Source organism: Exiguobacterium sp. s7, assembly GCF_018618195.1.
GTDB lineage: Bacteria > Bacillota > Bacilli > Exiguobacteriales > Exiguobacteriaceae > Exiguobacterium > Exiguobacterium mexicanum_A.
Genome location: NZ_JACSLO010000003.1, coordinates 36889 through 61907 on the forward strand (window position 1 = coordinate 36889; position 25019 = coordinate 61907).

The following is a 25019-nucleotide window of genomic DNA, read 5'->3' on the forward strand; positions in this document are numbered from 1 at the left end:
TCAGAACTCAATCCACTTATTGCGAAGTTCATATTACAGTTTGATTACAGACCAGAAGAAAACAAGGCAGAGGTCAATCGGGTTGACGTGACGTCGTCCAACTCTTACAATTCATTAATACAATTAAGTGTATCGGTTAACTGTGGATTAAATAGGGAGGAAACGAATGACGACAATTACTTATCCGGTCATCCCGGGAGCGGGCGCGTTTTTTTATGAAGGAAATGAAATAGGAATCTTATTGTGTCACGGCTTTAACGGAACGCCTCAAAGTGTGCGTGATGTCGGGATCGCTTTGATGGAGAAAGGATTCACCGTCTATGCGCCTCGGCTCAAAGGACATGGGACGGACCCGGAAGAATTTCGGCACTCGACGCGTCGCTGTTGGTACGAGTCGATGGAGGCCGGGATCCGTCTCTTACGCGAGCGATGTCGACACGTCATCGTCGTCGGGCAGTCGATGGGCGGAACGTTGGCGATGAAGGCGGCCTTGTCCGGTCATGCCGATGCGATCGTCACCATCAATGCGGCGTTGTCGGTCCCGGGCTATGCCTGTCACGCCACAGATGACGTCTGTCGCTTCATCGATGAAGACGAACCGGACATCTGTGCACCGGGCGTGTATGAGATCGTCTATGACAAAGTCCCGACGTCAGCCATCCGTGAACTGCTCGCGCTCATCGAGGAGGTGCGCCCGATGGTGGCTGAGGTGGCCGTCCCAACGTGCGTCATCCATTCCGCCATCGACAACGTCGTCCCTCCAGAAGATTCGGTATGGCTCTACGAACAAGTACAAGCACCGAAACAACGGGAAGTGCTCGAACGCTCGTACCATGTGGCCACGATGGATTATGATCGCGAGCGGTTGGCCGACGTCATCGGTTCGTTTTGTGAACAAGTTGCGACCGTCTCTAAAATGTAGTCCTCGGACTGCATTTTTTTATGTCTGATTATTTGCAAACGCTTGCACAAGTGCTATTGTAGGATTAGATTGAGCCTAAAACAGGTATTGCTGTTCAAGTATATAACTAGAAATCATGACATATAGGAGGCAGGCGGCGTATGGAGTCGATGGTCAGTAGACAACAAGAGAAACAGAAAACGGTCACCCGCACGTGGTGGAAAGAAGCGATTGCGTATCAAATTTACCCACGCAGTTTCAAGGATTCAAATGGGGATGGGATTGGTGATCTCCGTGGCATCATCGAGAAGCTCGATTATTTAGAAGACCTTGGTATCGATGTGATTTGGCTATGTCCGATGTACAAGTCCCCGAACGATGACAACGGCTATGATATCTCAGATTATGAAGACATCATGGAAGAGTTTGGGACGATGGAAGACTTTGACGCCTTGCTCAAGGCCGTCCATGCACGCGGCATGAAGTTGCTCTTGGACCTCGTCGTCAACCACACGTCCGATGAGCACCCGTGGTTCGTCGAGTCGAAGCGCTCGAAGGACGACCCGAAACGCGACTGGTACATCTGGCGCGACGGGACGGATGGGGGACCCCCGAACAACTGGGCGAGTATCTTTGGTGGTTCGGCTTGGGAATATGATGAAACGACCGAACAATACTATTTGCACGTCTTCTCGAAAAAACAGCCAGACTTTAACTGGGAAAATGAAGAAGTGCGCGGCGCCGTCTATGACATGATCAATTGGTGGCTCGACAAAGGCATCGATGGATTCCGTGTCGACGCGATCAGCCACATCAAGAAGATGCCGACCGAGACGATGTTGCCATCTCCAGACGGCAAATCGTTCGTCACGGCGTTCTCGATGTATTCGAATATCGACGGCATCCACGATTATCTTCAAGAGATGAAACAAGCGACATTCGCCAATTACGACATCATGACGGTCGGCGAAACGAACGGGATTGAACCGCAAGCGGCCGACTTATGGATGGGGCCGGACAACGGGGCGATGAACATGGCATTCCACTTTGACCACGTCGACATCATGCGCAAGTCACGCCTGGCACCGCTCGATGTCGTCGAATTGAAACGAATCTTTGACAAGTGGCAACAAGGCCTGCTCGAGACGGGATGGAACGCTCTCTATATCGAGAACCACGACATGGTGCGCGCCGTCTCGCTCGTCGGGGATGAGAACCATTACTGGCGCGAAAGCGCGACCGCCCTTGGCATGATGTACTTCTTCATGCACGGGACGCCGTTCATCTATCAAGGTCAGGAAATCGGCATGAAAAACGTACCGCTCCCTTCAATTCATGACTATGACGATGTGGCGACAAAAAATGAATATTTCGAACGGATTGCCAACGGGATGAGCGAAATCGATTCGATGCAGCACGTATGGGGCACGTCGCGCGACAACGTCCGCACCCCGATTCAATGGGACGCGTCACCGAACGCGGGCTTTTCGACGACGAAGCCGTGGATGCCAATCCACGAAGAATATGAGACGCTTAACGTCGACGCCCAATCGAAGGATGCCCACTCGATTCTATCGTTCTACAAGGCGATGATTCGTCTTCGTCGGGCCGAAGAGACGTTCACGTACGGCAGTTACCGTGATTTGCTGCCGGACCATCTGCAAGTGTTCGCCTATGAACGGAAGTTTGAAGAACAGACATTTTATGTCGTCGTCAACTTGACGGCAAACCCTGCCGAGGCGACGCTTCCTGGTCTCGATAAAGCGACGCTCGTCTTGACGAATGAGATGGACCCTGAGACGATTGAGACAGAAACGTTTATGATGCGGCCGTTCGAAGCAAGGTTGTATCGTTTATAATTGAGAAGGCACCTTCACGTCGAAGGTGTCTTTTTTAGGAGGTGGGATCATGCATCACTTCGAGATTAGAAACGAGGAGACGACATTCCGGTTCGTCATCGCGGAAGCGTCACGAACCACGTTGCGGCTCGTTCACGACCAGGAGCCAGAAACGGTTCGGACAAGTGATTACGTCCAGTTCGCGAATGATTTGACTCGCGTCTATCACGAGTTGAACGGTGCAGCCAGGCTTCAAAATGCAGACGGGCGAAACATTTTGACAATCTCATTTGAACGCGGCCGGGTCGAGGCCGAGACGGCGTGGGGGCAAACGAAGCGTCGATTGAGGACCGATCAAAGTTACTTGACGAGAACGGTCAGTCAAATTGGCATCGTGGAATAGATTGTGACAAACGCGGGAAAAGAGCATATGATAGAGGTTGACTATACGGAAAGGGGTGTCGGGTATGGATGGCACGAAACGCGCGGACATTCGCCCAGGGCTCCACGTCCAGATTGTCCTAAAACAAGATCAGCGGAGTGGGAAGTTGACGTCAGGCGTCGTCAAAGACATTTTGACGAACTCGCCGCGTCACCCGCACGGCATTAAAGTACGCTTAAGCGATGGACAGGTCGGTCGGGTGAAAGTGATCGAAGCTGGAGGTGAATGACATGAGTGAAAAGAAATTAAGTTTTCAAGAGGCGATGAAGCAAAAGCTCGCCGAGAAGAAACAAAACGATACGAAAGTGCCGACAGGACTTCGTGGGACGAAGCAGAAACCGTTGACGAACCAGTTGACGAAGAAGCCGAACAACCAGAAGAAACGGACGGGCATCTAAAAAGCAGCCGCTCAGTGAGCGACTGCCTTTTTTGTTTGTCCACGTTTGTTCAGTCATGTGACGTACCGATGAAATAGCCATTGTTGAAGTGGTCGAGCAGTTGTTGATAATACTTCATCTGTTCGATGTTCTTGCTTGCGAGCGCCGCGTCCGCACCGGCAAGCAACTCACCGACGGTCAACCCGACTTCACTATTGTCTATGGCGTAGACGAGTTCGAGGTCGAGCACATCAGCACCGTTTAACAAGACGTTAATTTTTGCCGCCGTCAGTTGCATAATCAATCGTTTCTCTTCGGTCATTCCTTTTTTCGCAGGATCCATGAGCAGGGCTAGTGCTTCACGGTCGTCAATCACGCTATAGGTTTGGCCGTCGATCGTAATGAGCGTTCCATAGGAGAACGTCACTTTGTCGAAGTTGAATGTGTTTTTCCAGAAGCCGATCGTATACACGTCATAGTCGTCCATTGGTGGCGGTGGTGGCGTACATTCTTCCACCGTCAACGTGACGTAGCGGACCCAAGGGGTACCTGATCCCGGATCACCAGGATAAGCCGTCTCGCTAGAGCCGTTCACGACCGTATCCAAGTGAAGGAAGACGTTAAATTGGAATCCGTCCGATTTGAGTGTCGACTCTAACACGCCTAAATAGCCCGCGAGGTCCGCATACGGAATTAGCAAGTGGGTCGGATCGACGTTTGAGTACGCTTTAAAGTCGTATCCTCCTGGGTTTCCTCGTTCCAATGAGCCGCTCAATAGACGGAAATCAATCTTGATATTCTCCGGTACATCTTGCAAGACGACTCCGTCATTCAAATCGATGACAATCTTCAGCCCATCGGTCACGAACTCAAAATCAACGGTACCAATCGGGATGTTTTGTCCCGCATAGATTGTCGTGTCCGATGTCGTCGACACACACCATTGTTGACTACTTTCTTCCGCAACGACTCCTTTCATTGGCAAGAGCGACAGTACGAACATGAGCACGAACAAGAGTGACCACCATTTTTGATGCTTCTTCATCTCGTTCCCTTCTTTCCTCCTGATGACTGAACGTGGTGTTATAGAAGGTGCGCACCTATAGTTATTTATTACCCGGTAAGTTTTGGTTCACTCAAGAATCAGGGAAATAATTCAAAGGGAACGAAAATAGTTTCATAACCTTCATAATAAAACCTATTCATAAAGCGAATGGTTTGAAACAAGTTGAATGTAGACATCAAAAATTAGTAGGGAAATAAAGATTTATTATTTCTTAGGTTTAACTTTGTAAGCGCTTTAAATAAAGCTATCACTCACTTTTTGTTATATAACATATGAAGTTTGTGTGAACTGACCTATAAAAAAATTATTGCTAATTGTCAGAATCTTTGTATAATTCAGAACTAAGACATCATAAAACATTTCAACTTTAGATTCACACAACAGGGAGGAACTTATTCATGGAAGCTGTACAAAACTTGCTGCAAGGAAGCGTCGACTTTTTAAACAACATTTTATGGTCGTACGTGCTCATCGTCGGATTGATCGGGGCCGGGATTTACTTTACGGTCAAAACAAGGTTTATGCAGTTCCGTTACTTAAAAGAGATGTTCCGGGTCGTCACCGAAAAATCAGATGTCACAGACAGTAAGAGCATCAGCTCGGCGAAGTCGTTCTTCATTGGAGCGGCAACACGGATCGGTACAGGGAACTTGGCCGGTGTCACAGTTGCAATCACGCTCGGTGGACCAGGGGCGGTCTTCTGGATGTGGGTTGTCGCTCTCGTCGGTGGAGCGACCGCGATGATCGAGAGTACACTCGCGCAAGTGTATAAAGTAAAAGACGATGTCGCATACCGCGGCGGTCCTGCTTACTACATCGAAAAAGGTTTGAACAACCGTGTCCTCGGTATTGTGTTTGCGGTTTTGATTGCCTTCACATTCGGTCTCATTTTCAACTCAGTCCAATCGAACACAATCGCGGCAGCGTTCGATAACGCCTTCGGTCTTGAAGCCGCTGTTGGTGGAATTGCACTCGTCGTCTTGACTGGACTCGTCATCTTTGGGGGCGTCCAACGTGTCGCCAACTTCTCAGCAATCGTCGTACCAATCATGGCTGTTCTTTACTTGGTGATTGCGCTTTACGTGGTCGTTGTGAACATCGCAGAAATACCAGCTGTGCTCGGTATGATCTTCAAGAGCGCATTCGGTATCGAGCAAGCGTTCGGTGGATCGGTCGGTGCAGCCATCATGATGGGTGTTCGTCGTGGTCTCTTCTCGAACGAAGCAGGTATGGGTTCGGCACCAAACGCCGCAGCGACGGCAGAAGTGTCACACCCAGCCAAACAAGGTTTCATGCAAACACTCGGTGTCTTCTTAGACACATTGATCGTCTGTACAGCAACAGCAGCCATCGTCCTTCTCTCTGACAGCTATGCGGCAGGGAATGGCGAAGGGATCGCACTCCTTCAAAACGCATTGTCTGAACAAATCGGTTCATGGGCTCCGGCCTTCATCGCTGTCAGTGTCTTCTTGTTCGCTTTCAGCTCGATCGTCGGTAGTTACTACTACGGTGAGACGAACATCGAGTTCATCAAGAAGAGTAAAGGTGCCGTCTTCGGCTTCCGCCTTCTCACGATGGGCTTCGTCTTCCTTGGATCGGTCGCAAGCCTCGGGTTCGTTTGGAGCCTTGCCGACTTGTTCATGGCCGGGATGACGTTAATCAACTTGGTAGCCATCACGCTTCTCGGCGGCGTTGCCTTCAAAGTCCTTCGTGACTACGAAGAACAGCGTGCCCAAGGTCTCAACCCGCGCTTCTCGGCCCGCAAACTCGGCATCGAGAACACGGAATGCTGGGATGTCGAAGAAGAAGAAGTCGCACAAGGAGCGGTCCAAGCGGCTGCTGCCGACTCATCTAAAGCTTAATTTCATTCAATCAAGCAATAACAGGGGCCCTGCGCATCGGGGCCCCTGTCTTTTTATGCGTTTTGACGGATCGATTCAATATTTTTCTCGGCAGGTTTCGCGTTCAAATGGACGTACGTCCCGGCGACGAACAAAGCGCCTCCGACGATGTTGCCAAGCGTGGCAAACACGAGATTGTTCAACGCCAGCCCGAGGTTGATCGCCTCAGATGGGGCGTAATAGAGCGCGAGCCCGAAGATGCCCATATTGGCAATCGAGTGCTCGAAACCGGCGGCGAAAAAGACGACGACCGGGAGCATCGTGAGCGTAATCTTCGCAACGTCATTTTTCGTCTTCAACGGCATAAAGATAGCGATACAGACGAGGATGTTGCACAAAATCCCTTTCAAGAAAATCGCGAGTACGTCTCCGCCCATTTTTTTCGCGGCGACGACCGATAACAGGTGGTCGGCACTGACGTCGCCCATGCTATGGGCACCGATGACGAGCCCGACGAGGATGAGCGCACCGACCAAGTTACCGAGCCAGCTGATGCCCCATACGGCCGTTAAATCGCGCCAGTCGACACGTCCGCGTTTCGCGCCCGTATACAAATACATCGTATTGCTCGTGAACAGCTCTCCGCCCGTCCAAACAATGAAGACGAGGGCAACCGAGAAACTCATCCCCGCGAACAGCATCGTTCCTGGCACATCGATGAACATGTTTCCGACGGAGAAGGCAAAGACGACCCCAATTCCAATCAGAAAACCGGCGACGATGGAGCGGAGTGCGTAGTGACCGAACGCGTGACGCAACAACGTCGCTTTTTTATAGGCGGCTTCTTCCATATACTCGACAGCTTGTTTTTCCATTTGAACACGGCCTCCTTTAGACAACTTAAGTCTAGGAGGTCTACAAAAAGTTTGCAATTGTTTTCACAAACTTTTTTGAAAGCCGTTTCAACTGTTCACATCGTTGCCACGAGTTCGACTTTCATCCGGTCCGGATCTTCAAAGTAAAGCGCGGTGTAGGACGGTCCTCCGGCGTGCGGGAACCGATCGGCGTAGAGCTCGGTGAATCCGTGCTGTGTCAGTTCTTCACGGAAACGTACGAGTTGCTCAATCGACTCGGCGTGGAAGGCGAGATGGTTCAACCCGGTCTTCTTGCGATGGTACGGCGGCTCGAGATAATCGGCCTCGGTTTGGACGAAGACGAGATACGTATCGCCGAAACGATAACTCCTTCCTTCTTCCCATTGTTGGTAGACGGTATAGCCGAGCTCAGTGAGGAGCCAGTCCCACGCCATGAGGCTCTTGTTCAAATCAGAAACGTACAGTTCGACATGATGTAACATCGGTCTCATCCTTCCGTCGGACGTTTCAAATTTGTCCGTTTAGTATAATGGTTATTATATAACGAATGCAGGGGGAACCATATGGACAACACGGGGCTTGTCTCGAACATATTGATTGCGGGGAAGACCGGGGTCGGCAAGAGCGCTTTTTTAAATTATATTTACGGGCGTGATGTGGCCGAGTCACGTGCCGGCAGCCCAGTGACGGCGGAAGGGCTGCATGAATATGAATACTATGACCTTGAGCGAGGCATCTTGTTCCGTTTCTTCGATACATGGGGACTTGAGGCGGACCGATCCGACGAATGGCATGAGGCGGTATTGTCCATCGTCAATCAACGGGAAGATGCACTCGATATCGCCGATTGGTTCCATACGATTTATTACTTACTGTCCATCAACTCGGGACGCGTCGAGGCGTACGAGTTAGAAGCCATTTTAAAACCGCTCTATGCGAAGCGAAGCAACGTCACGATCATCTTGACGAACTATAACCCGGACAGTGCGATGAACGTCGAGAAGGCGGAGGCGATGGAAGCAGTCCTCATGCGCGAGCTCGGAATTTCACGGGATGCGATGATTCGCGTCAACAGTGTCGAAAAGAAGTTGCTCGGTGGACAAGTCGTGCCGCATATCGGATATGAGGCGGTATGGCAACGTAATCGGACCAACCTCTGGAAAGACGTCGAACGAAAACTGCCACACAACTTGACGCGTCATTTATTGACCGAGTTAGAGGCGTGGCGCGCCCGAAGCTATCGTTCGGCTGAAACGATCCGCATGATCACACCACAAGTGATGATCAGTTGGAAAGCCCGCCAAATCGAAAAAGACTTGGAACAAACACTCGAAGCGGCCGCCGAGACCACAGAGGCCGCGATGGCCCAAGGTGTTCGTCACTACATTCAACTGATGGAGCGTTATCCGCTCGTCGGTGCCCCGTCTGACCTTGTGTTCAAAACACGCCGGGTCGAGCTCGGGTTTGACTATTCATTCAATCGCACCGTTCGGAAGATGGTGCTCGGGATGATCCCGGGCGTCCACTTCATCTATTGGGCGTTCAAACGGAGGACGGCGGAGCGAGGTATCAAAAAAGCTGTCGATCAGCAATACGAGTTGGTCAAACAGACGATTGAGCTGGATGTGCGCCGTGGTTTCGAGGAAGAGATGCGACGGCTTGGCCGAACGCTCAATCAATGAGGAGGAACTGACATGGAGAAAAAAGTCCCATTCAATTTGGATACGTACGATTTAAAAGAAGAACTCGACCGGTTGCGCGGAAAAGTAAAAAAACCGAACATCTTGATCGCGGGAGCGACCGGGTCGGGCAAAAGTTCCGTCGTCAACCACGTCTTCGGTCGTGACTTGACGAAAGTCGCCGCCGGCGAGCCGGTGACGCGCGGGATCCATCAGTTCATGAGTGACGACATCGCCATCGTGCTTTATGACAGTGAAGGGTATGAGATTGGGAGTGCCCGGCAACAAGCATATGCTGATGAAGTCATCGGTTTCGTTGAACGGGCCCAGACGAAAGGGGCGGCCGAACAAATTCATCTTGTCTGGTATGCCATCAACGCCTCGATGAAACGGGTCACGCCGCTTGATCGGGCGCTCATCAAACAATTGAACGAAGCGACGTCGGTCGCGGTCTTGTTGACGCAAATCGATCAAGTCGACCTAGATGAACTGACGGCGCTCCGAAACGAGTTAGTGGACGTTGTCCCGGAACAGGCCGTGTTCCAAGTCAGTGTCGCTGAAGAGCTGTTGAATGACCAAGAACTTCGGAACCATCTCGATTGGGAGCGTCTCGTCACCTGGTCTGTCGAACAACTCGACCAATCGCTCCAAGAAGGACTGCTCATGGAGATTCACGCAGAGAGCGAGGCGATGCTCAAGCTGAAACGGAAGAAAGCGAACCGGATCATCTCGGGTTATGTCGCCAGTGCCGGGACGGCGGCGGCAGTCCCGCTCCCATTCGCCGATGCGATCGCGCTCACGCCGATTCAAGTGACGATGAGTGTTCACTTGTTCCGTTATTGGGGTGTGAAAGCGAATGACGATATGTTGAAGACGCTGATTGGGAGCACGATCATCCCTCAAATCGGTCGGGCGCTCTCGAAGACGATTTTATTGAACGTCATGAAGTTCTTCCCAGGGGCAAACGCCGCCGCGAGTGTCATCAATGCGACTGTCGCGTCAGGCATCACCTGGGCGATCGGGCTCGCCATCAACGAAGTTGCGTACCGGAACGCGATGGACTCATCGAAAACAATCGAGCAACTGCTCAACAGCGACTTCGGCTCGCTATTCGAGCAGTTCATGGAGCAAAATCCAGTAACGAAAAAGAAACCTTGATTCGACACGTTTGATAAACTGGTCGAGACAAGACATAGGGGGAGACGGAATGAAGAAACGCATTTACATTACGAGACGGTTACCGGAAGAAGCAGTGGCGCCACTGCGAGACAAGTACGAGGTCCGCATGTGGGAAGAAGAAGCGAAGAGCGTCCCGCGCGACGTCTTGTTGAAAGAAGCGGCGTCAGCGCATGCGCTCTGGACGATGCTCAGTGATACAATCGACCGGGAAGTGATTGAACAGGCCTCGCAACTCGAAGTCATCTCGAACTTGGCGGTTGGCTATAACAATATCGATATTGGAGCGGCCAAGGAACGCGGCATCGTCGTGACGAACACGCCGGACGTGTTGACAGAGACGACGGCCGATCTCGCATTCGGATTGATGATGATGACGGCACGTCGGCTCGGGGAAGCAGAACGCGATTTACGAGACGGCGAATGGAAATCGTGGACGCCGATGGGTTACGTCGGGATGGACTTGTACCGGGCCAAACTCGGGATCATCGGCATGGGTCGAATCGGGGAAGCGGTCGCACGTCGGGCCCGCGGCTTCGACATGGATGTGTTGTACCATAATCGGACGCGTCGCCATGAATCGGAATCGATGTATGGCTTCGTCTATGCGGAACTCGACGAGTTGCTCGAACAGTCCGACTTCGTCGTCGTCCTCGCGCCGCTCACCGAAGAGACACGTGGGATGTTAGGCGCAGACCAGTTCGCGAAAATGAAAGAGACAGCGGTCTTCATCAACGTCGCTCGTGGCGAGATTATCGATGAGACGGCGCTCTATGAAGCACTGAAGGAACGGCGGATTTGGGCGGCGGGACTTGATGTGTTCGCTAAAGAACCGGTGGCGATGGACCATCCACTCTTGACGCTCCCGAACGTGACGACGTTGCCGCATATCGGCAGCGCCTCCATCAAGACAAGGCTTGCCATGATGGCGCTCAATCGGGAAGCCATCGTGAACGTGCTCGAAGGAGAAGAGCCGAAAAACCGATTAACGTAAAACAAGGACCTGACCGGGTTGCGGTCAGGTCCTTGTTGCATCTTGGTTAGAAACGGCGGATATTGTCTGGATCTTCGTAATCGTTTCGGAGGGCCCGGTCATCGAGTCCACGCAACTTATTCTCACGGTCAGTCAACTCGGATTTTTTATCCAATTTGTCCTGCTCGGGGTCGACGGCCCGGTTCGGATTGTCGGCCGTCGATTCGTTGAACGGTTTCGAATCGATTTCTACACCATCAGACGTATGGCGATCGTCCCGGTTCGCGTCACGATGTTTCGGGTCATTATATGGCTCCGAATCAATCTCGACACCATCGGACGTGTGATGATCTGAACGGGTCGAACGGGTCGTGTCAGGTTTCGGATCATTATACGGCGTCGAATCGATTTCAAGCCCATCGGCCGTATGGTGGCCTTGGTGACTCGTATCGTGTCTCGAGTCGGTATAAGGTGACGAATCGATCGTCAGCCCTTCATTATGACGACGCTCGAAGTCTTCATCCACATAGATTAAAATCTTTCCAGCCTCGACATCGCTGTAGTGGCGCTTCACCTCGTCCTCGCTCAAGCCCATATTGCGAAGTCCGGCATGGACATCCTCATGTCCGCTCAAGAAAGCCCGTACCTTATCAAACCAGCCGGCGTGGTGTGCTGCTTCGGTATGGACGTCCGTTTGACGACGCAAAATCGAGACGTTATCTTCATGTTTGGCGACGACATAGATGTCTGAGTCTTTATAGCCCTTCGCACGCAACTCCTCGACTTTTCCGAGTGCCGCGTCCTGTGTGTCATACATGCTGATAAACCGTTTCTCACTCATCTTCGTTTCCTCCTTATAATCGACGGTGGTCTTCTAGACCGGAATGTCCGCGGACGATCGGGTCCTCTTTCGTACCGCGAGGTTCTTCGTCGTGATCATTGAACGGCTTCGCGTCGAAGGCGATGCCATCTGCTTCTTCCCCTTTATCATGGTCGAGTTCACTATCTTTCTTATACATATTCGGATAGCGTTCGTATGAGTGTTTATCGATGTAAAGCAATAATTTGCCGGCATCGATCGACGTATAATACTCTTCAGCCTCCGCATCACTGAGTCCCATGTTCCGCAATTCATCACGAATGCGGTCACTGCCGTGAAGGAACGCTTTCACACGGTCCAGCCAGTTGACATCACGAATCCCCGATTCGGCGTTCACATCGGTATGGTAGCGCAAGGCGGAAATTTCCCCGTCCCGCTTGGCCACGACATGCATGTTTTTCTCTGCTTCCCCAGCTTGTTTGAGTTCGTTCACCTTATCCATTACTTCTTGCTCGTTATGGAACAACCCAATAATTTTGCGATCCGACATGTTGTGCCTCCTTCGATTTCGTTTCATTTTTAATTGACGTCACGCTATTAGTAATTTCCGTTCTAGCAAAGGTTCAAACAAAAAACGCCATCTCCTAGAGAGAATGGCGTGATCAATAATAAATCATTAACGTCTCATTGCCGAGGTGGCACCGCGTGTTCTTCCAGACGAACTCGATCAATGTCCACATGGCCATGAATCCGCTGATCGCAAGCAGGATGAGCGCATACACAGGTGTCAATTGAATCAAGAACGACCATCCGAGTGCGAACAAGATGGGCTGGGTCAATAACACGAAACCGACGTACAAGGCTATGATGAGCAATGCGAAGACAATCCGTCGTCCTAGCGTTTGGAAGTGGTGACGGAAACGCGTCAATAGGCCAAAGATGGCACCAGTCAATAGAACAGGGAGGACGAAGCCGAAATAATCGAGCGGGTAAGGCGTAGCGGGTGCCGTGAACAAGCGCAGACTGAACACATCATCCATTACAAGCAATAAGTTGGCGTAGGCGAATGCCAAAATCATACCGAGTAGCCAACCGAATTGATTCCAGACGCGACGAGATGACTTGATTGCCTCAATTTTCGTATAGGCTAAAAAGGAGACATCACGCATCTCGACATCCTGGAGCTTGACTTGAACTTCGTTGAGCCGCTCAATCGCCCAATCGAATTCCCGATTCGCCTGCGCTTTCTCATGAGGTTTCAATTCATCTGTCGCCTCAATCATCATATGGTAGCGACGTTGGTATTCTTCGTTTGTCGCCGGTTGTTCAATTAAAAATCGAGCATAGTCGTGCGGGTTTTGTTTCGTGAGTCCTTCGAGAGGCTGCCCGTTCTTTTCCGCCTGTTGAATATAGCCGGCTAAACTGTCGAGCAAGCGATCGGCTTGCTGCTTGTCATCTAATAAGTCGTTTAAATGCGTACGGACTTGATCGTAAAACTGTTGAACGACCGGGTCGTTCGATACGTGTGGTTTCAGAAAAATTCCTCTCTTCTTCTTGATAAGTTGTTCATACAGGTGGTTTGTCATTATGGGTCAAGGTCAGCGATTCAAAATCGCCTTGCTCGATACTGCGGATGAGAATCTCACTTCCCCCCATATTAGTGGCCAAAGGGATGGAATAGACATCACAGAGACGCATCAAGGCACTCACATCAGGTTCGTGCGGTTGAGCCGTCAATGGGTCACGGAAGAAAATAATCATGTCCATCTCACCCCGGGCGACGGCAGCACCGATTTCTTGGTCTCCGCCGAGCGGGCCCGACTGAAAGCAATGGACGGGCAATCCTGTCGCCTCGGCAATGCGCTTACCGGTCGTGCCAGTGGCGAACAGATGGTGTTTTTCCAAGACATGAGCGTAGGCTTTCACAAGTACGATTAAATCATCTTTCTTCTTGTCATGGGCAATTAGGGCGATGTTCATCTTACTTCCTCCTCAAAAAGACTTCTTCTTTTAATTCGTATCACATTTGACCTAGAAAGACACGCCTTCTTTCTTTAAGAATGCTTTCTGAAAAAGCTGTTTTCCCATCAAGTCTTTATCGGGAAATAGGAAATGGCAAGGTTTAGGTAGATGAAAATGTTGGTATTTATACAAAGAGTCAAATAAATGAAATCATTTTTAAAAAGAGATGGGAGGAAGATGTTAGATGAACGATACTACTTATAATTTCAACACGTTCATGTCATGGCTGCCTGAGCTTTTGCTCGCATTGCTCATTCTTGTCGTCGGATTCATTTTGGCGAAAGTTCTAGAAAACGTGACGCGCAAAGCGCTTCGCAAAGCACGCCTCGACGATCGTGTCGGTGTCAAACCAGAAGGGGAACCTGGAAAACCGGGTAAAGAGGAGAAACGATGGACGCCTGAGCGGATCATCGGGAAAGTCGTCTTCTTCGGCGTATTGCTTCTCGCATTTTTAATCATCTTCGAATTCATGAACGTACCAGCTATCACACAACCGTTCAGTCAAATCTATGCTGGCTTCTCTGGGTTGATCACAGGGGTCATCAAAGCAGGTCTCATCTTGCTCGTCGCATGGATTATCGCGACGCTCTTGAAAAAAGGTATTCAAATGGCGGGTCATCGCCTCAACTTGAACAAGTTGATGGAGAAGACGGGCCAAGAGTCGACGAGCGTCAATCAGACGAAATGGGTCGACACGGTCGCCAATATCGTCTTCTACCTCGTCTTATTGTTAGCTCTTCCGGCGGTGCTTGATGCGCTTGGGTTGCAAGGCATCAGCGGACCGTTTGAAGACTTGTTGAACAGTTTCCTCGCCTTCATTCCAAAACTTGTCGCGGCTGCACTCATCTTCGCGATTGGTTATATCGTTGCGAAAATCGTCCGTGACATCTTGACGAAGTTCTTGGAAGCAGCAGGTCTTAACCGCTTCGCTGAAAAACTACACTTGTCAGACTACGTAAAAGGGTCAAGTCTCGCGAAAGTGGTCGGTACGATCGTCTTCATCTTGATTATGATCCCGGTCACGATTTCAGCGCTTGAAGCGCTCGATATTCGCGGAATCTCGGATCCAGCCATCTCGATGCTCAACGACGTCTTGGCAATGATTCCAAATATCATCGTGGCCATCGTCTTGATTCTCGCAGGTGTCTTCCTTGCTAAATGGTTGAAAGGCGTCGTCGTGTCTCTCCTTGAGAACTTAGGCGTCAACTCACTCGCTAGTAAGATGGGTCTCGGTGGTCGCTCGTCGTCATCGACATCGATCGCACAAGTGATCGGAACAATCGTTCAAATCATCATCATCTTGTTGTTCGTATCGGAAGCCCTTCAAGTCGCAAACCTCGACTTTATGGCTTCGCTCGCGACAGCCATCTTCGCATACTTGCCAATGGTCATCGCAGCCATCGTCATCTTGGCGGTCGGTTTCTGGCTCGCGAACATGGCAGAGCGTCTCGTCGGCAGTGTGCTCGTAGATGGAGCTGGCCAACCGAGCGTCCTGCGCCACGTCGCGAAGTACGCGATTCTTGGAATCGCCTTCTTCATGGCCATCAGCCAACTTGGCATTGCGCCAATGATCGTCAATACGGCATTCTTGCTCATCCTCGGTGCAGTTGCGCTCGCCTTCGGCCTTGCCTTCGGTCTCGGCGGACGTGAGACAGCAGCTCGCTACTTGAAGAAAGCTGAGAAGCGAATCGATGAGACAGAAGTATCAAAAGAAGGTCTCGAGCAAGAAAAAACCCAAATGAACCAAGAAGCCGAGGCTGCGAAGCGACAGGCGAAACAAGGTATGGAGCAGTCGAAGCGTGAAGCGGATCAAACGAAACAAGAGTTGAAACGTGAAACGAATCGTCCGCAAGCCTCACAATCTGACGTGACGAACGTGGACGGTCCAGAACCGAACCCGTTCCATGACAACATCACACCAGATCAAGACAATCGTTCACTTGATGACAACGAAGGTCCACGTCGTCCGTAACGGTGAAGGACGGGTCCCTAAAAAGGGGCCCGTTTTTGTATTTCTGTAAAAAAGTGTCACTTTAGTCGATATAATAAGAAAGAGGTCGACGAAAAGGCAGGAGTGAGGCGAAGATGTTTCAACGATTTCAACACACATTAATCATGAATTACATATGGGGTTCAGGCATCGCCGTGTTCGGTGTCGGGGGGCTGTTCATCTTTCAGACGCTCGATTTATCCAAGACGGAGATGCTCATCCTCTTGGCTATCATGGGGCTGTCCGGGATGATGATGATTGGGCTTGAACTGCTTCTTTATCGGCGTCACATCCGGCCGATCCGTCGTGTGTTTCAAACAGAGACACCAACGTATGAGGAGCTTCAACAGGCGTTCGATCAAACGAGTCACTTTCCTACGTTGACGGTGAAACGGATTCTCGGTCCGCATTTGTTCGGCTTATCCGTGCCGGCGATGAGTATGACGGCACTCGCCATCGAACAAGGGTGGATTGACTTGCCGTATCGGTTGATTGGCTTGGCGGCGTTCGGTGCTATTTTAATCGCCATCTTGCATGCGTTGATTGAATTCTTTTTGACCTATCGCTCGGTTGAACCGTTGTTGCTTCAGTTGCAGGAGATGAGCGGAAACTTGTACGGGCGGCCGCTCCAAGCGACGTATCGCTCCATTAGCGTCCGGACGAAACTATTGATCAGCATGCTCGTCATCGGTGTGTTCCCGGTCGCATTGTTCATCCTCGCGTCAGGGGTGCAACTGTCGACTGTCAATCAGGTCGATGCATACTGGCAGTGGGCGGCTGTGATTTTAGTCGTTATCATCGGGGTCGCGACGTTTAGCAGCTTTTTGCTGTATGACAACATCAAACGTCCGATCAGTGCATTAACCGAAGGGGTCGCCGCGTTAGATGCCGGACGATTGAATCAGATTGACAACCCTTACTCGGATGAGTTCGCCCAACTCGTCACGGGCTTTAATCAGATGGTCACGAACGTCACGTATCGAGATGCGGAAAACGAGCAACTGTTGAACAGTCTGTTCGTCTTGTTCGCTGCAACACTCGATGCCCGGGATTCGTATACGGCCGGGCATTCCGAGCGAGTCGCCGCCTATTCTGTCGAGTTGGCACAGGCGCTCCAGTTGCCGACCGGACAAATCGAGCTGCTCCGCAAATCGGCGCTACTCCATGATATCGGGAAGATTGGTATCCGTGACGATGTGTTGTTGAAGGAAGGGAAGCTGACGGATCATGAGTTCGCGCAAATTCAAGAACACCCGACCATCGGAATTCATATTTTGAATCAAATTTCTCTACCGGCTGCGTTACAACCGATATTGGCAGGTGTCCGGTCCCATCATGAACGGATTGATGGGACCGGATATCCGGATCGATTGGTCGGAGAGGAGATTCCGCTCTTCGGTCGTATCATGGCAATCGCCGACGCATATGACGCTATGACCTCTGACCGTCCATATCGGGACGGGATGCCAGTCGAGAAGGCTCTATCGATTTTAGAGAGCGGTCGCGGTACACAGTGGGATCCGGCGTTCGTCGATGTATTCATTAGGTTACGACGTCAGGCCATCTCTGCTTAAACAAACAGGTCCGCCCCACAATTGGGCGGACCTGTTTGTTAAAGGAACGTTTCAATGAGATACACCCCGACGATGCCGCCGATGACGACGAGCATCAAGTTGACCCGAAGGAATGCGAGCGTTGCGGCGACCACCCCACCCGCTAAAGCTGACGTAAGACTGGTCGTTGCCTGCAGGATGCCCGGGAAAATGAGACTGGCGAGCACCGCATAAGGCGTGAAGAGTAAAAACCGCTTCAAGAGCGGAGGTAATTTCAAGTCCCGGAGCCAAAGCAGCGGCACGAGTCGCGGGATATATGTGACGAGCGCCATGGCAAGGACGAGCAACAAGAGGCTGATCATGTTTCGTCCTCCTTATACAGCAAGGCTCCGGCTCCAGCGGCGACAATCGTGGCCAAGATGATGCTCAAGCCGGACGACAGCGGGATGAATGGAGAGACGCCGAAGTAGAGAATGGCTTGAGTCAAGACGGCGATTGCAGCCACGACGATGACCGGTTTGCGGGTAAGGGATGGGACGAGTAGGCCGATGAACATGGCGTACAAGGCGATGCCCATACTCGCTTGGACCGAGGCGGGCAAGCCGAAGGCGAGAAAGACGCCAATCCATGTTCCGACGTTCCAAGCCAAGAAGGCAATCATATTTAGCCCGAGCACAAAGTGGCCGCGCGTCGATTCGTCACGCGTCGAGGCGACACTGAACGTCTCGTCGGTCACGCCGAACGCGATGGCGGCCAGAAATCGATTCGAGGTCGTCTCGAGACGCTGGGACAACGACGCCGACATGAGGAAGTGCCGTAAGTTCAGGATGAACGTCGTCAAGATAATCTCCCAATACATCGAACCGGCCATGATCAGTTGGACGCCAATAAATTGACTGGCGCCGGCAAAAATGAATAATGACATGGCGAGCGTGATGACGTTTGGCATATCGAATGATTTCGCAAGCAGCCCGAAAGCGATGGCAATCGGGATATAGCCGACAGCGACCGGTATACCGGCCCGCATGCCGGAACGGAAGGCGTCCTTATTCGGGATCGGTGTCATTTGTGAGACCGGAGTTGCCATGAGACCCCCTCCATTTCAGAGATGATTAGTTGTGGATTCGAGATTGGGTCACGCTTTCCTGCTCGAACCCGAAAAAAATAGGGTATATATAGGCGATAAGGAGTGTGAATATATGAGTCGTGCAGAAGAATTTATCGCATCGTATCACCGGATCGAGGATCATTTGAGTCGCGAGATGGGGGACGGCCAGCATTTCAGTTTCAGCAACATGGTCAATCGTCTCGCCAAACATAATCCCATTATCGAACGCTATAAAGAAGATTTACATCAGATGAGTCAGTTGCGCAACGCCATCGTTCACGAGCGGCGTGAGCCGGATTTCATTATCGCCGAACCGCATGAATCGATTGTCAAGTTGATTCTTGAAGTCGAACGGGAGTTGCTTCACCCGCGTCAAGTCATTCCGATGTTCCGTAAAATCGTGACGACGTTCGACGCCGACGACTCGTTGGTCGACGTGCTCGGTGAGATTCGGGATAAGAACTACTCGCAGTTCCCGGTCTATAATCATGACGGGTCGTGGCGCGGATTATTGACGAAAAAAGGAGTGACCAGTTGGCTCGCCGAAACGGTCGACGGGCCTCGTGTGTCACTCGAAGGCGTGCAGGTCAAGCACGTGCTCCATCACGACCCGCACCTGCGACGGTATCGGTTTATCGCGAAAGAGACGTCGGTCATCGAGGCGCATCATCATTTCATCAACATGAAAGACGGGGTCCGGCTCGATGCCTTATTGATTACCGAGACAGGACAAGAAGATGAACCTTTGCTCGGGATCATCCGGCCGCAAGATATTTTATACGTCATCGGTTGAGGCGCCGTGCTCGATGGCGACCTCATATTGGGTGACCGTGTTTCCAAGGACGATGGGCTTCACTTCAGAAGTGCCGTCGTCCCGTTTTTTATGGGCATGTTTATACGCTCCGCTATCACGCCAATTTTCGAAGCTCGCCGCATCGCGCCACGTCGTCATGATGACGACTTGATCTTTCGTCTCGTCCGACGTATCGGTCAACACTTGCATCCGAACGAACCCATCCATCGACTCGATGCCTTTCGTCGTCTGGAAACGGGCCGTGACCGCAGCGACTTTCCCTTTTTCAACGTCTAGTTTGTTCATGACAATCCACATGCACATGTCCTCCTCTGCGATATCGTACGCGTCCATTATACCTTGAACGCATTCAATGAATCGCTCGAGATGCTCGCGTCAACGTTTCGCCCACCAGTCCTCGAACGTCCAGTTTTGTTGTTTGATTATCGTCGCTTCTTTTACACCGACATAACGAAGATGCCACGGTTCATAATTGTAGCCGGTGATTTTCTCTTTGCCTTTCGGATAGCGAACGATGAACCCGTAACGGTGTGCCTGTTGGAGCATCCATTTTCCTTCAGGGGTTTGGTCGAACGAGGCATAGAGCCCCATCCGCATCCGCGCACTCGTCATATCGACGGCGAGTCCGGTCTGATGTTCGCTATGGCCGGGACGGGCGACATATTTTGAGGCGTATGCCGTGCCGCGGGTATTGACCCAATACGTGTAAAGCGATTTTTGCGTGGCATAGGAGCGATAGGCGCTGAGCGCATACAGCGTATGTCCTTCTTTTCGACCGGCATAATAGAGACGAGCGAGGGCGTGAGCGGCTTCAGCGGCCATGAGGGTGCGCTCGCTTCCTTTTGTATAGACGGTCGGGATGGTCAACGTGACGAGTTGACGAGAGCGATACGTGCTCGATAGTCCGTGTTGTTTATTGACGAGTCGAAGCCGTTCTGTAGCCGTAAGTGTTGGGATCCCGGCTTTCAAATTACTAGACGGAGTGTAGTAGCGTGTGCCATTGATGTAGACGTTCGACCAGCTTCGGTTGTAGGTCGTGTAGCGGACAGGCGTATTGGTCAAAAGCGTCTTGGCGACCGGAGACGATTGCATCGCCCGCCAATACAATTTCGTCGTCTTGATGGTATAGCCTGGCTGAGGTGAAGGCGTCGCGGCAAAGGTGGACGTGGTGGGGAAGACGAGCAACAGGACGAGGAGTACACGGATGAGCTTCACAGGAAAGACCCCCTTTTTGCTGGATAGTCTTCTTTTCCCGGTTTTTAAGGGGATGAAAAGAAGAGAAATTAGGGAATAGTGAACAGGACTGTCTCCGCCTCTTGACCTGCTTTCTGTACTGCGCGAGCCCGATGTGATGGAGAGCGGGAAGTAGTACACTGGATGTAAGAGAATGGTTGAGACTAGAAAGGAGTGAGCGTATGGAACTCATTTTTGGTTTACCGTTATTGTTGCTCGTCTTGTTCTTCGCCTTTTTGTATTTCAACATCAAAGGGTTATCGAACATGTGGAAAGACTATGATCGGACGAAATCGATGATGCCGCTCGGGTTCTTTATCGTCGGGATTATCGGGATCTTCACCGGCGTTTGGACGTGGCTCGTCATCTTGATCTACTATGCAGTCCGTCCGAAAGCCTGACCTGACACCGTGTGCGAAAGCGCATGGTGTTTTTTTGTTATACTGGGGGTGAGGTGTTGTCATGGAGAAATTGATCAAGGCGTGGTTCATCATCACGCTCATAACGTTTGTATTATTCAAACTCGGCGAGACGATGACTGCCGCCTATACAGAAACGGCGGGTGAAGGGAATCCCTACGTGCTCGTCTTGCTCATCGGTTGGCCGTTCGTCCTGTTGTTCATCTGGATTACGATTCGGCTTGCTCGGCGTGCGGTCGAATCAGTTCATCGCCTGGGACGAGTCGGTCTTTTAGCCGGGAGCCTCGTGATGGCTGGAATCGGTCTATATATCAACGCCGGTCAAGCGGCTTCGCTCCGGGCTGGAATCCGTGCTTCTGAGAATGCGGCGTACGCATCAGGATGGAACCAGTTCACGAACATCATTTATGCGAACCAATTGACGTTTTTCGTCTTGACGGTCAGTTGCATGGCAATCGGGGTAACGTTTTCCTTCGTCACGCGAAAACAAACGAACGAGGAACGGCTCAACTAGCCGTTCCTCGTTCTTGTTCACTGCAATTTGTTTTGATAGAGACGAGCGTACCGGTCGGCCGCGATGATGGCATCGGCCACTTGTTCAGCGGTCACATCGAACCCACTATGAATCGTCTCACCTTCCGCCGTTGCCGCTTGACCGACTTTTAGGATGTCTTCACGGGAAGCGTCTTTCAACTTCACGTCTTCGAGTGTGACCGGCAACTCGAGCGCCATATACAAGGCGACGTAGCGGTCGAACTCTTCCTGCGTTCGGCCTTCGAGCGCAAGTTGGACGAGTGTGCCGAACGCGACTTTTTCCCCGTGCGTCAAATGGTGGATGTCTCCGTGGAGGGCGGTGAAGCCGTTATGAATGGCGTGGGCCGCTGCGAGCCCGCCGCTTTCAAAACCGAGACCACTTAGAAGTGTATTCGCCTCAACGACGGACTCGAGTGCCGGAGTGACGACTTTGGCCTTCACCGATTCATAAGCAGGGATTCCGTAATCGAATAGCACCTCTTCGCAGCGTTTGGCGATGGCTTCCGCCGCAATCGTCGGGACACCACCCGCCATCGTTTTGCCGCCGAAGGCGAGGACGCTCCGGACTTCGACCCATGTCGCGAGCGCATCAGCAATCCCCGAGGCGAGGAATCGGGCCGGGGCCTCGGCGATCAATTTCGTATCGACGAGGACCAAATCCGGGTTCTTTTTATAGAAGCGATAGCTTTCAAAGTTTCCTTCATCCGTATAGATGACGGACAAGGCGCTCGTCGGGGCATCCGTTGAGGCGATGGTCGGGACGATGACGATGCGGGCATCGAGTTCGTCGGCGACAGCTTTCGCCGTGTCGAGCGTTTTTCCGCCGCCCATTCCGATGACGAAAGCAGTATGGCTCTCTGCTGCCGCTTTGGCGATCCGTTCAATCTCGTGACGTGACGCTTCCCCGACAAAATCGGCCTTTTCTGCGTTCACGCCACTCGACTTGAGTGAATCGGTCACCCGTTCCCCAATCAAGCGCCAGACGATGTCATCGGCAATCAAGAGAGCCTGTGATCCAAAATGGCTAACGTGTTCCCCGATGCGATCGATTGTATTTTTTCCTTGCACGTACTTGGCCGGACTGATAAATACGCGTTCTGACATATTCAACATCCTTTCTAAAGTAACAGTGACGACAGGACAACAGTAGGTTTGTTCCCGATACAGCCCCTCCTTCAAACAGTCCTACATGTGACATCTCGGTGAAACTGTTTTGGACTTCCTTCACAACCCGCCAATAATCACGAGTACCACAATCAAAGCGACGACGGCAAGAAATCCCCAGTCGAGTACATGCTTCATCACGGTCGTTCCCTCCTGCCAGCTGATGAGACCAGTATAGATGGTGGATTGATTTCTGCCGTTCTAAAAATAGGACCGGGTCAAAAAAAGAGTAGCGTTAAGGGTTACAAGGTTTGAATGAACTCACAGCGGGAACAACTCTTTCGTATGCTTAATTTAGAAGGAGGAATTTGCAATGTCTAAACATGTACTGATTGTCACGACTTCTGCGAATCAATTAGAGAACGGTCACGCGACAGGGCTTTGGCTCGAGGAGTTTGCTGCACCGTATCTTCAATTCGAGAAACAAGGTTATAAAGTCACAGTAGCGAGCATCGAAGGTGGAGACGTGCCAATCGATGCGAACAGCCTAGAAGGCGATTTGCCGCAAGAGGTGTTGGACACGAAGCACCTGTTGAAAGATACGGCGCGACTCGATCAAGTGGCCGATGACACGTATGACGCAGTCTTCCTTCCGGGAGGACACGGTACGGTCGTTGATTTCCCGAACAGTGAAACGTTACAGCGTGTCATCCGTGATACGTATGAAGGCGGAAACGTCGTCGCGGCCGTCTGTCATGGACCGATTGGACTCGTCAACGTTAATTTGAGCAACGGCGATCCGCTCGTCAAAGACAAGCGCGTGACAGGATTCACGGATGCCGAGGAACGCGAGATGCAGCTTGACTCAGCGGTACCTTTCCTCCTTGAATCGGCGATGCGCGAGCGCGGTGGAAAATTTGATGGCGCAGACAACTGGGCTGTCAACGTAACGGTCGACGAACGTCTCGTTACCGGACAAAATCCGCAATCTTCAGAACAAGTCGGGGCAGAAATCGTCAAATTGCTCGGATAATCCCACAGACAGCTTAGGTTACTCCTAAGTTGTCTTTTTTTCGGACATATGTCCTTTTCAAGCCTTCTCATCTCACGTAAAGTCAGACGAGGAGATAGGAGGAAATCGGATGGGTCTGTTATTTGCCGTGCTTTCGGGCACGTTCATCGCATTGCAAGGGATTTTTAATGCCAAGCTCGGCTACGCGGTCGGTGCTTGGATGTCGGTCACGGTCGTTCACCTCGTTGGTCTTGTACTTGCTCTTCTCATTTATGCGTTCAAGCGGGATGCAGACATGACGGCGTTTCGACGCGTACCTTGGTACTATAGCTTGGGCGGTCTGTTCGGGGTGTTTGTCGTTTTCGGAGAACTGACCGCTATTCAACAGCTCGGTGTGACTTGGGCGATCTGCGTCTTGCTCGTCGCCCAATTGATCGGGGCGTTTTTGATTGATGTGAACGGATGGTTTGGTGTGAAACGGAAACCGCTCAACCAAGGTCAGCTCACAGGACTTGCCTTGATGGTCGCCGGGATTGGCATTTACACGTTCACGTAAGGGGGAGACGGATGAAAGTAGAGACAGCACTAGAACGACTCGGGTGGGCCCACCTGTTCTCGGAACAAACATTAGAGGCATCGACGATTGTGACGTATCCGTCCGGAGCGATGCTCTGCACGAACGATAACCCGATCGAGTCTCTCTTCGTCGTGTTAGAAGGGCGTGTCAAAATCTATACGTTGAGCGAGGAAGGCAAGTTGCGCTTGCTCCGTTTAAAGATGGCCCCGACATTGATTGGGGATATCGAATACGCCAGCGGACGCAACGTACTCCACACGGTCGAGGCGGTCGGGGCAGTAACCTGTCTGCGCGTGCCGTTTGATGTGCTCCGCACGCATAACCGAACGATCGAGTTCACGGAGCATCTTCTGCGCGGCGTATCTGAGAAACTGTTCATCGAGGCAAATGCCTCGTCGAACCATCTCATGTCGACACTCGAAGAACGATTGGCGGGATATCTCGTCTCGCTCAGCGAATCAGGGAACGACTTGTTCCAAGACGAGATGAGTCAGTTGAAACGAAAAGAAGTGGCGGAATGGCTCGGGACGAGTTATCGTCATTTGAATCGGACGTTACAATCGTTCGCGGATGAAGGGCTCGTCGAAAAGACGCGGACAAAAGTAACGATTTTAGATGCGACTCGATTAAAAGAACGTGCCAATGGCATGTTGTACGAATAAGGA

General features: G+C 51.5%; 29 protein-coding genes. 17 read left to right on the plus strand and 12 right to left on the minus strand.

The window, feature by feature from the left end:
• The first annotated feature begins 166 nt into the window (after positions 1-166).
• From KNP79_RS05210 to KNP79_RS05230, 5 genes are all read left to right on the plus strand, one after another.
• Positions 167-922: an alpha/beta hydrolase gene (locus tag KNP79_RS05210; protein ID WP_034780472.1), complete on the plus strand. Its 756-nt coding sequence runs from the start codon at positions 167-169 to the stop codon at positions 920-922.
• 140 nt (positions 923-1062) lie between these two features.
• The gene (locus tag KNP79_RS05215; protein ID WP_371743417.1) at positions 1063-2760 is read left to right on the plus strand and encodes a glycoside hydrolase family 13 protein; all 1698 of its coding nucleotides are present in this window, start codon (positions 1063-1065) and stop codon (positions 2758-2760) included.
• Between the two features lie 49 nt (positions 2761-2809).
• On the plus strand, positions 2810-3142 hold the full coding sequence (locus tag KNP79_RS05220) for a hypothetical protein (RefSeq protein ID WP_214797371.1): 333 nt from the start codon (positions 2810-2812) through the stop codon (positions 3140-3142).
• Positions 3143-3206: 64 nt separating this feature from the next.
• On the plus strand, positions 3207-3410 hold the full coding sequence (locus KNP79_RS05225) for a YwbE family protein (RefSeq protein WP_021067949.1): 204 nt from the start codon (positions 3207-3209) through the stop codon (positions 3408-3410).
• A gap of 1 nt (position 3411) precedes the next feature.
• Positions 3412-3579, plus strand: a complete 168-nt coding sequence (locus KNP79_RS05230) for a hypothetical protein (protein ID WP_200881508.1) — start codon at positions 3412-3414, stop codon at positions 3577-3579.
• A 49-nt stretch (positions 3580-3628) separates the two neighbouring features.
• Here the strand turns inward: KNP79_RS05230 and KNP79_RS05235 are convergent, their stop codons facing one another.
• Positions 3629-4603 carry a hypothetical protein gene (locus tag KNP79_RS05235; RefSeq protein WP_034780476.1) on the minus strand — a complete coding sequence of 325 codons (975 nt, stop codon included), beginning with the start codon at positions 4601-4603 and terminating at the stop codon, positions 3629-3631.
• 419 nt (positions 4604-5022) lie between these two features.
• Between KNP79_RS05235 and KNP79_RS05240 the strand changes: the two genes are divergently transcribed.
• Positions 5023-6486 (plus strand): alanine/glycine:cation symporter family protein, encoded by a 1464-nt coding sequence (locus KNP79_RS05240; RefSeq protein ID WP_034780477.1) that lies wholly within the window; start codon positions 5023-5025, stop codon positions 6484-6486.
• 53 nt (positions 6487-6539) lie between these two features.
• Here the strand turns inward: KNP79_RS05240 and KNP79_RS05245 are convergent, their stop codons facing one another.
• A complete protein-coding gene (locus KNP79_RS05245; protein ID WP_214797372.1) occupies positions 6540-7340 on the minus strand; it encodes a formate/nitrite transporter family protein in 801 nt (266 codons plus the stop codon).
• 95 nt (positions 7341-7435) lie between these two features.
• Positions 7436-7822, minus strand: coding sequence for a VOC family protein (locus KNP79_RS05250; protein WP_214797373.1), 387 nt, complete (start codon positions 7820-7822; stop codon positions 7436-7438).
• Positions 7823-7903: 81 nt separating this feature from the next.
• On the opposite strand from KNP79_RS05250, the gene KNP79_RS05255 reads away from it, so the two are divergent.
• The 3 genes from KNP79_RS05255 to KNP79_RS05265 are packed head-to-tail and all read left to right on the plus strand — an operon-like array spanning position 7904 to position 11189.
• The gene (locus KNP79_RS05255) at positions 7904-9022 is read left to right on the plus strand and encodes a GTPase (protein ID WP_214797374.1); all 1119 of its coding nucleotides are present in this window, start codon (positions 7904-7906) and stop codon (positions 9020-9022) included.
• A gap of 12 nt (positions 9023-9034) precedes the next feature.
• The gene (locus KNP79_RS05260) at positions 9035-10177 is read left to right on the plus strand and encodes a YcjF family protein (RefSeq protein ID WP_034780484.1); all 1143 of its coding nucleotides are present in this window, start codon (positions 9035-9037) and stop codon (positions 10175-10177) included.
• A gap of 49 nt (positions 10178-10226) precedes the next feature.
• Entirely contained in the window at positions 10227-11189 is a 963-nt protein-coding gene (locus KNP79_RS05265) for a 2-hydroxyacid dehydrogenase (RefSeq protein WP_034780487.1), read from the plus strand.
• 46 nt (positions 11190-11235) lie between these two features.
• On the opposite strand, the gene KNP79_RS05270 is transcribed toward KNP79_RS05265, so the two are convergent.
• From KNP79_RS05270 to KNP79_RS05285, 4 genes are all read right to left on the minus strand, one after another.
• The gene (locus KNP79_RS05270; protein WP_214754382.1) at positions 11236-12009 is read right to left on the minus strand and encodes a YflT domain-containing protein; all 774 of its coding nucleotides are present in this window, start codon (positions 12007-12009) and stop codon (positions 11236-11238) included.
• Between the two features lie 13 nt (positions 12010-12022).
• Complete coding sequence (locus KNP79_RS05275; RefSeq protein ID WP_029596367.1) at positions 12023-12538, minus strand: YflT domain-containing protein; 516 nt, start codon at positions 12536-12538, stop codon at positions 12023-12025.
• Positions 12539-12650: 112 nt separating this feature from the next.
• Complete coding sequence (locus tag KNP79_RS05280) at positions 12651-13574, minus strand: hypothetical protein (protein ID WP_251132886.1); 924 nt, start codon at positions 13572-13574, stop codon at positions 12651-12653.
• The gene (locus KNP79_RS05285) at positions 13555-13968 is read right to left on the minus strand and encodes a methylglyoxal synthase (protein WP_034780495.1); all 414 of its coding nucleotides are present in this window, start codon (positions 13966-13968) and stop codon (positions 13555-13557) included. Before KNP79_RS05285 ends, KNP79_RS05280 begins: the two co-directional genes overlap by 20 nt.
• Before the next feature lie 226 nt (positions 13969-14194).
• On the opposite strand from KNP79_RS05285, the gene KNP79_RS05290 reads away from it, so the two are divergent.
• Together KNP79_RS05290 and KNP79_RS05295 are read left to right on the plus strand one after the other, a co-directional pair.
• The gene (locus tag KNP79_RS05290) at positions 14195-15982 is read left to right on the plus strand and encodes a mechanosensitive ion channel (RefSeq protein ID WP_215190483.1); all 1788 of its coding nucleotides are present in this window, start codon (positions 14195-14197) and stop codon (positions 15980-15982) included.
• A 143-nt stretch (positions 15983-16125) separates the two neighbouring features.
• Positions 16126-17574: an HD domain-containing phosphohydrolase gene (locus tag KNP79_RS05295; RefSeq protein WP_371743418.1), complete on the plus strand. Its 1449-nt coding sequence runs from the start codon at positions 16126-16128 to the stop codon at positions 17572-17574.
• Positions 17575-17612: 38 nt separating this feature from the next.
• Here KNP79_RS05295 and KNP79_RS05300 read toward each other — a convergent pair whose 3' ends face one another.
• Both KNP79_RS05300 and KNP79_RS05305 read right to left on the minus strand, forming a co-directional pair.
• Entirely contained in the window at positions 17613-17915 is a 303-nt protein-coding gene (locus KNP79_RS05300; protein WP_138860152.1) for an AzlD domain-containing protein, read from the minus strand.
• Positions 17912-18640, minus strand: coding sequence for an AzlC family ABC transporter permease (locus KNP79_RS05305; protein WP_084592950.1), 729 nt, complete (start codon positions 18638-18640; stop codon positions 17912-17914). Before KNP79_RS05305 ends, KNP79_RS05300 begins: the two co-directional genes overlap by 4 nt.
• A 112-nt stretch (positions 18641-18752) precedes the next feature.
• Between KNP79_RS05305 and KNP79_RS05310 the strand changes: the two genes are divergently transcribed.
• Positions 18753-19454, plus strand: a complete 702-nt coding sequence (locus KNP79_RS05310; RefSeq protein WP_214754374.1) for a CBS domain-containing protein — start codon at positions 18753-18755, stop codon at positions 19452-19454.
• Here KNP79_RS05310 and KNP79_RS05315 read toward each other — a convergent pair.
• Together KNP79_RS05315 and KNP79_RS05320 are read right to left on the minus strand one after the other, a co-directional pair.
• Entirely contained in the window at positions 19437-19772 is a 336-nt protein-coding gene (locus tag KNP79_RS05315; RefSeq protein WP_034780505.1) for an antibiotic biosynthesis monooxygenase, read from the minus strand. The two genes, KNP79_RS05310 and KNP79_RS05315, sit on opposite strands and share 18 nt — an antisense overlap.
• A gap of 78 nt (positions 19773-19850) precedes the next feature.
• Positions 19851-20690, minus strand: a complete 840-nt coding sequence (locus KNP79_RS05320) for a M15 family metallopeptidase (protein WP_214709644.1) — start codon at positions 20688-20690, stop codon at positions 19851-19853.
• Between the two features lie 200 nt (positions 20691-20890).
• Here KNP79_RS05320 and KNP79_RS05325 point away from each other — a divergent pair, with 200 nt between their 5' ends.
• Complete coding sequence (locus tag KNP79_RS05325; RefSeq protein WP_034780509.1) at positions 20891-21109, plus strand: hypothetical protein; 219 nt, start codon at positions 20891-20893, stop codon at positions 21107-21109.
• 61 nt (positions 21110-21170) lie between these two features.
• On the plus strand, positions 21171-21641 hold the full coding sequence (locus KNP79_RS05330) for a hypothetical protein (protein WP_214797379.1): 471 nt from the start codon (positions 21171-21173) through the stop codon (positions 21639-21641).
• Between the two features lie 17 nt (positions 21642-21658).
• Here KNP79_RS05330 and KNP79_RS05335 read toward each other — a convergent pair whose 3' ends face one another.
• On the minus strand, positions 21659-22765 hold the full coding sequence (locus KNP79_RS05335; protein ID WP_034780513.1) for a glycerol dehydrogenase: 1107 nt from the start codon (positions 22763-22765) through the stop codon (positions 21659-21661).
• 373 nt (positions 22766-23138) lie between these two features.
• Between KNP79_RS05335 and KNP79_RS05340 the strand changes: the two genes are divergently transcribed.
• From KNP79_RS05340 to KNP79_RS05350, 3 genes are all read left to right on the plus strand, one after another.
• Positions 23139-23798 (plus strand): type 1 glutamine amidotransferase domain-containing protein, encoded by a 660-nt coding sequence (locus KNP79_RS05340; protein WP_034780515.1) that lies wholly within the window; start codon positions 23139-23141, stop codon positions 23796-23798.
• A 109-nt stretch (positions 23799-23907) separates the two neighbouring features.
• The gene (locus KNP79_RS05345; RefSeq protein WP_034780518.1) at positions 23908-24333 is read left to right on the plus strand and encodes a DMT family transporter; all 426 of its coding nucleotides are present in this window, start codon (positions 23908-23910) and stop codon (positions 24331-24333) included.
• Positions 24334-24344: 11 nt separating this feature from the next.
• Positions 24345-25016 (plus strand): Crp/Fnr family transcriptional regulator, encoded by a 672-nt coding sequence (locus KNP79_RS05350; RefSeq protein ID WP_215191471.1) that lies wholly within the window; start codon positions 24345-24347, stop codon positions 25014-25016.
• The last annotated feature ends 3 nt before the right edge of the window (positions 25017-25019 follow it).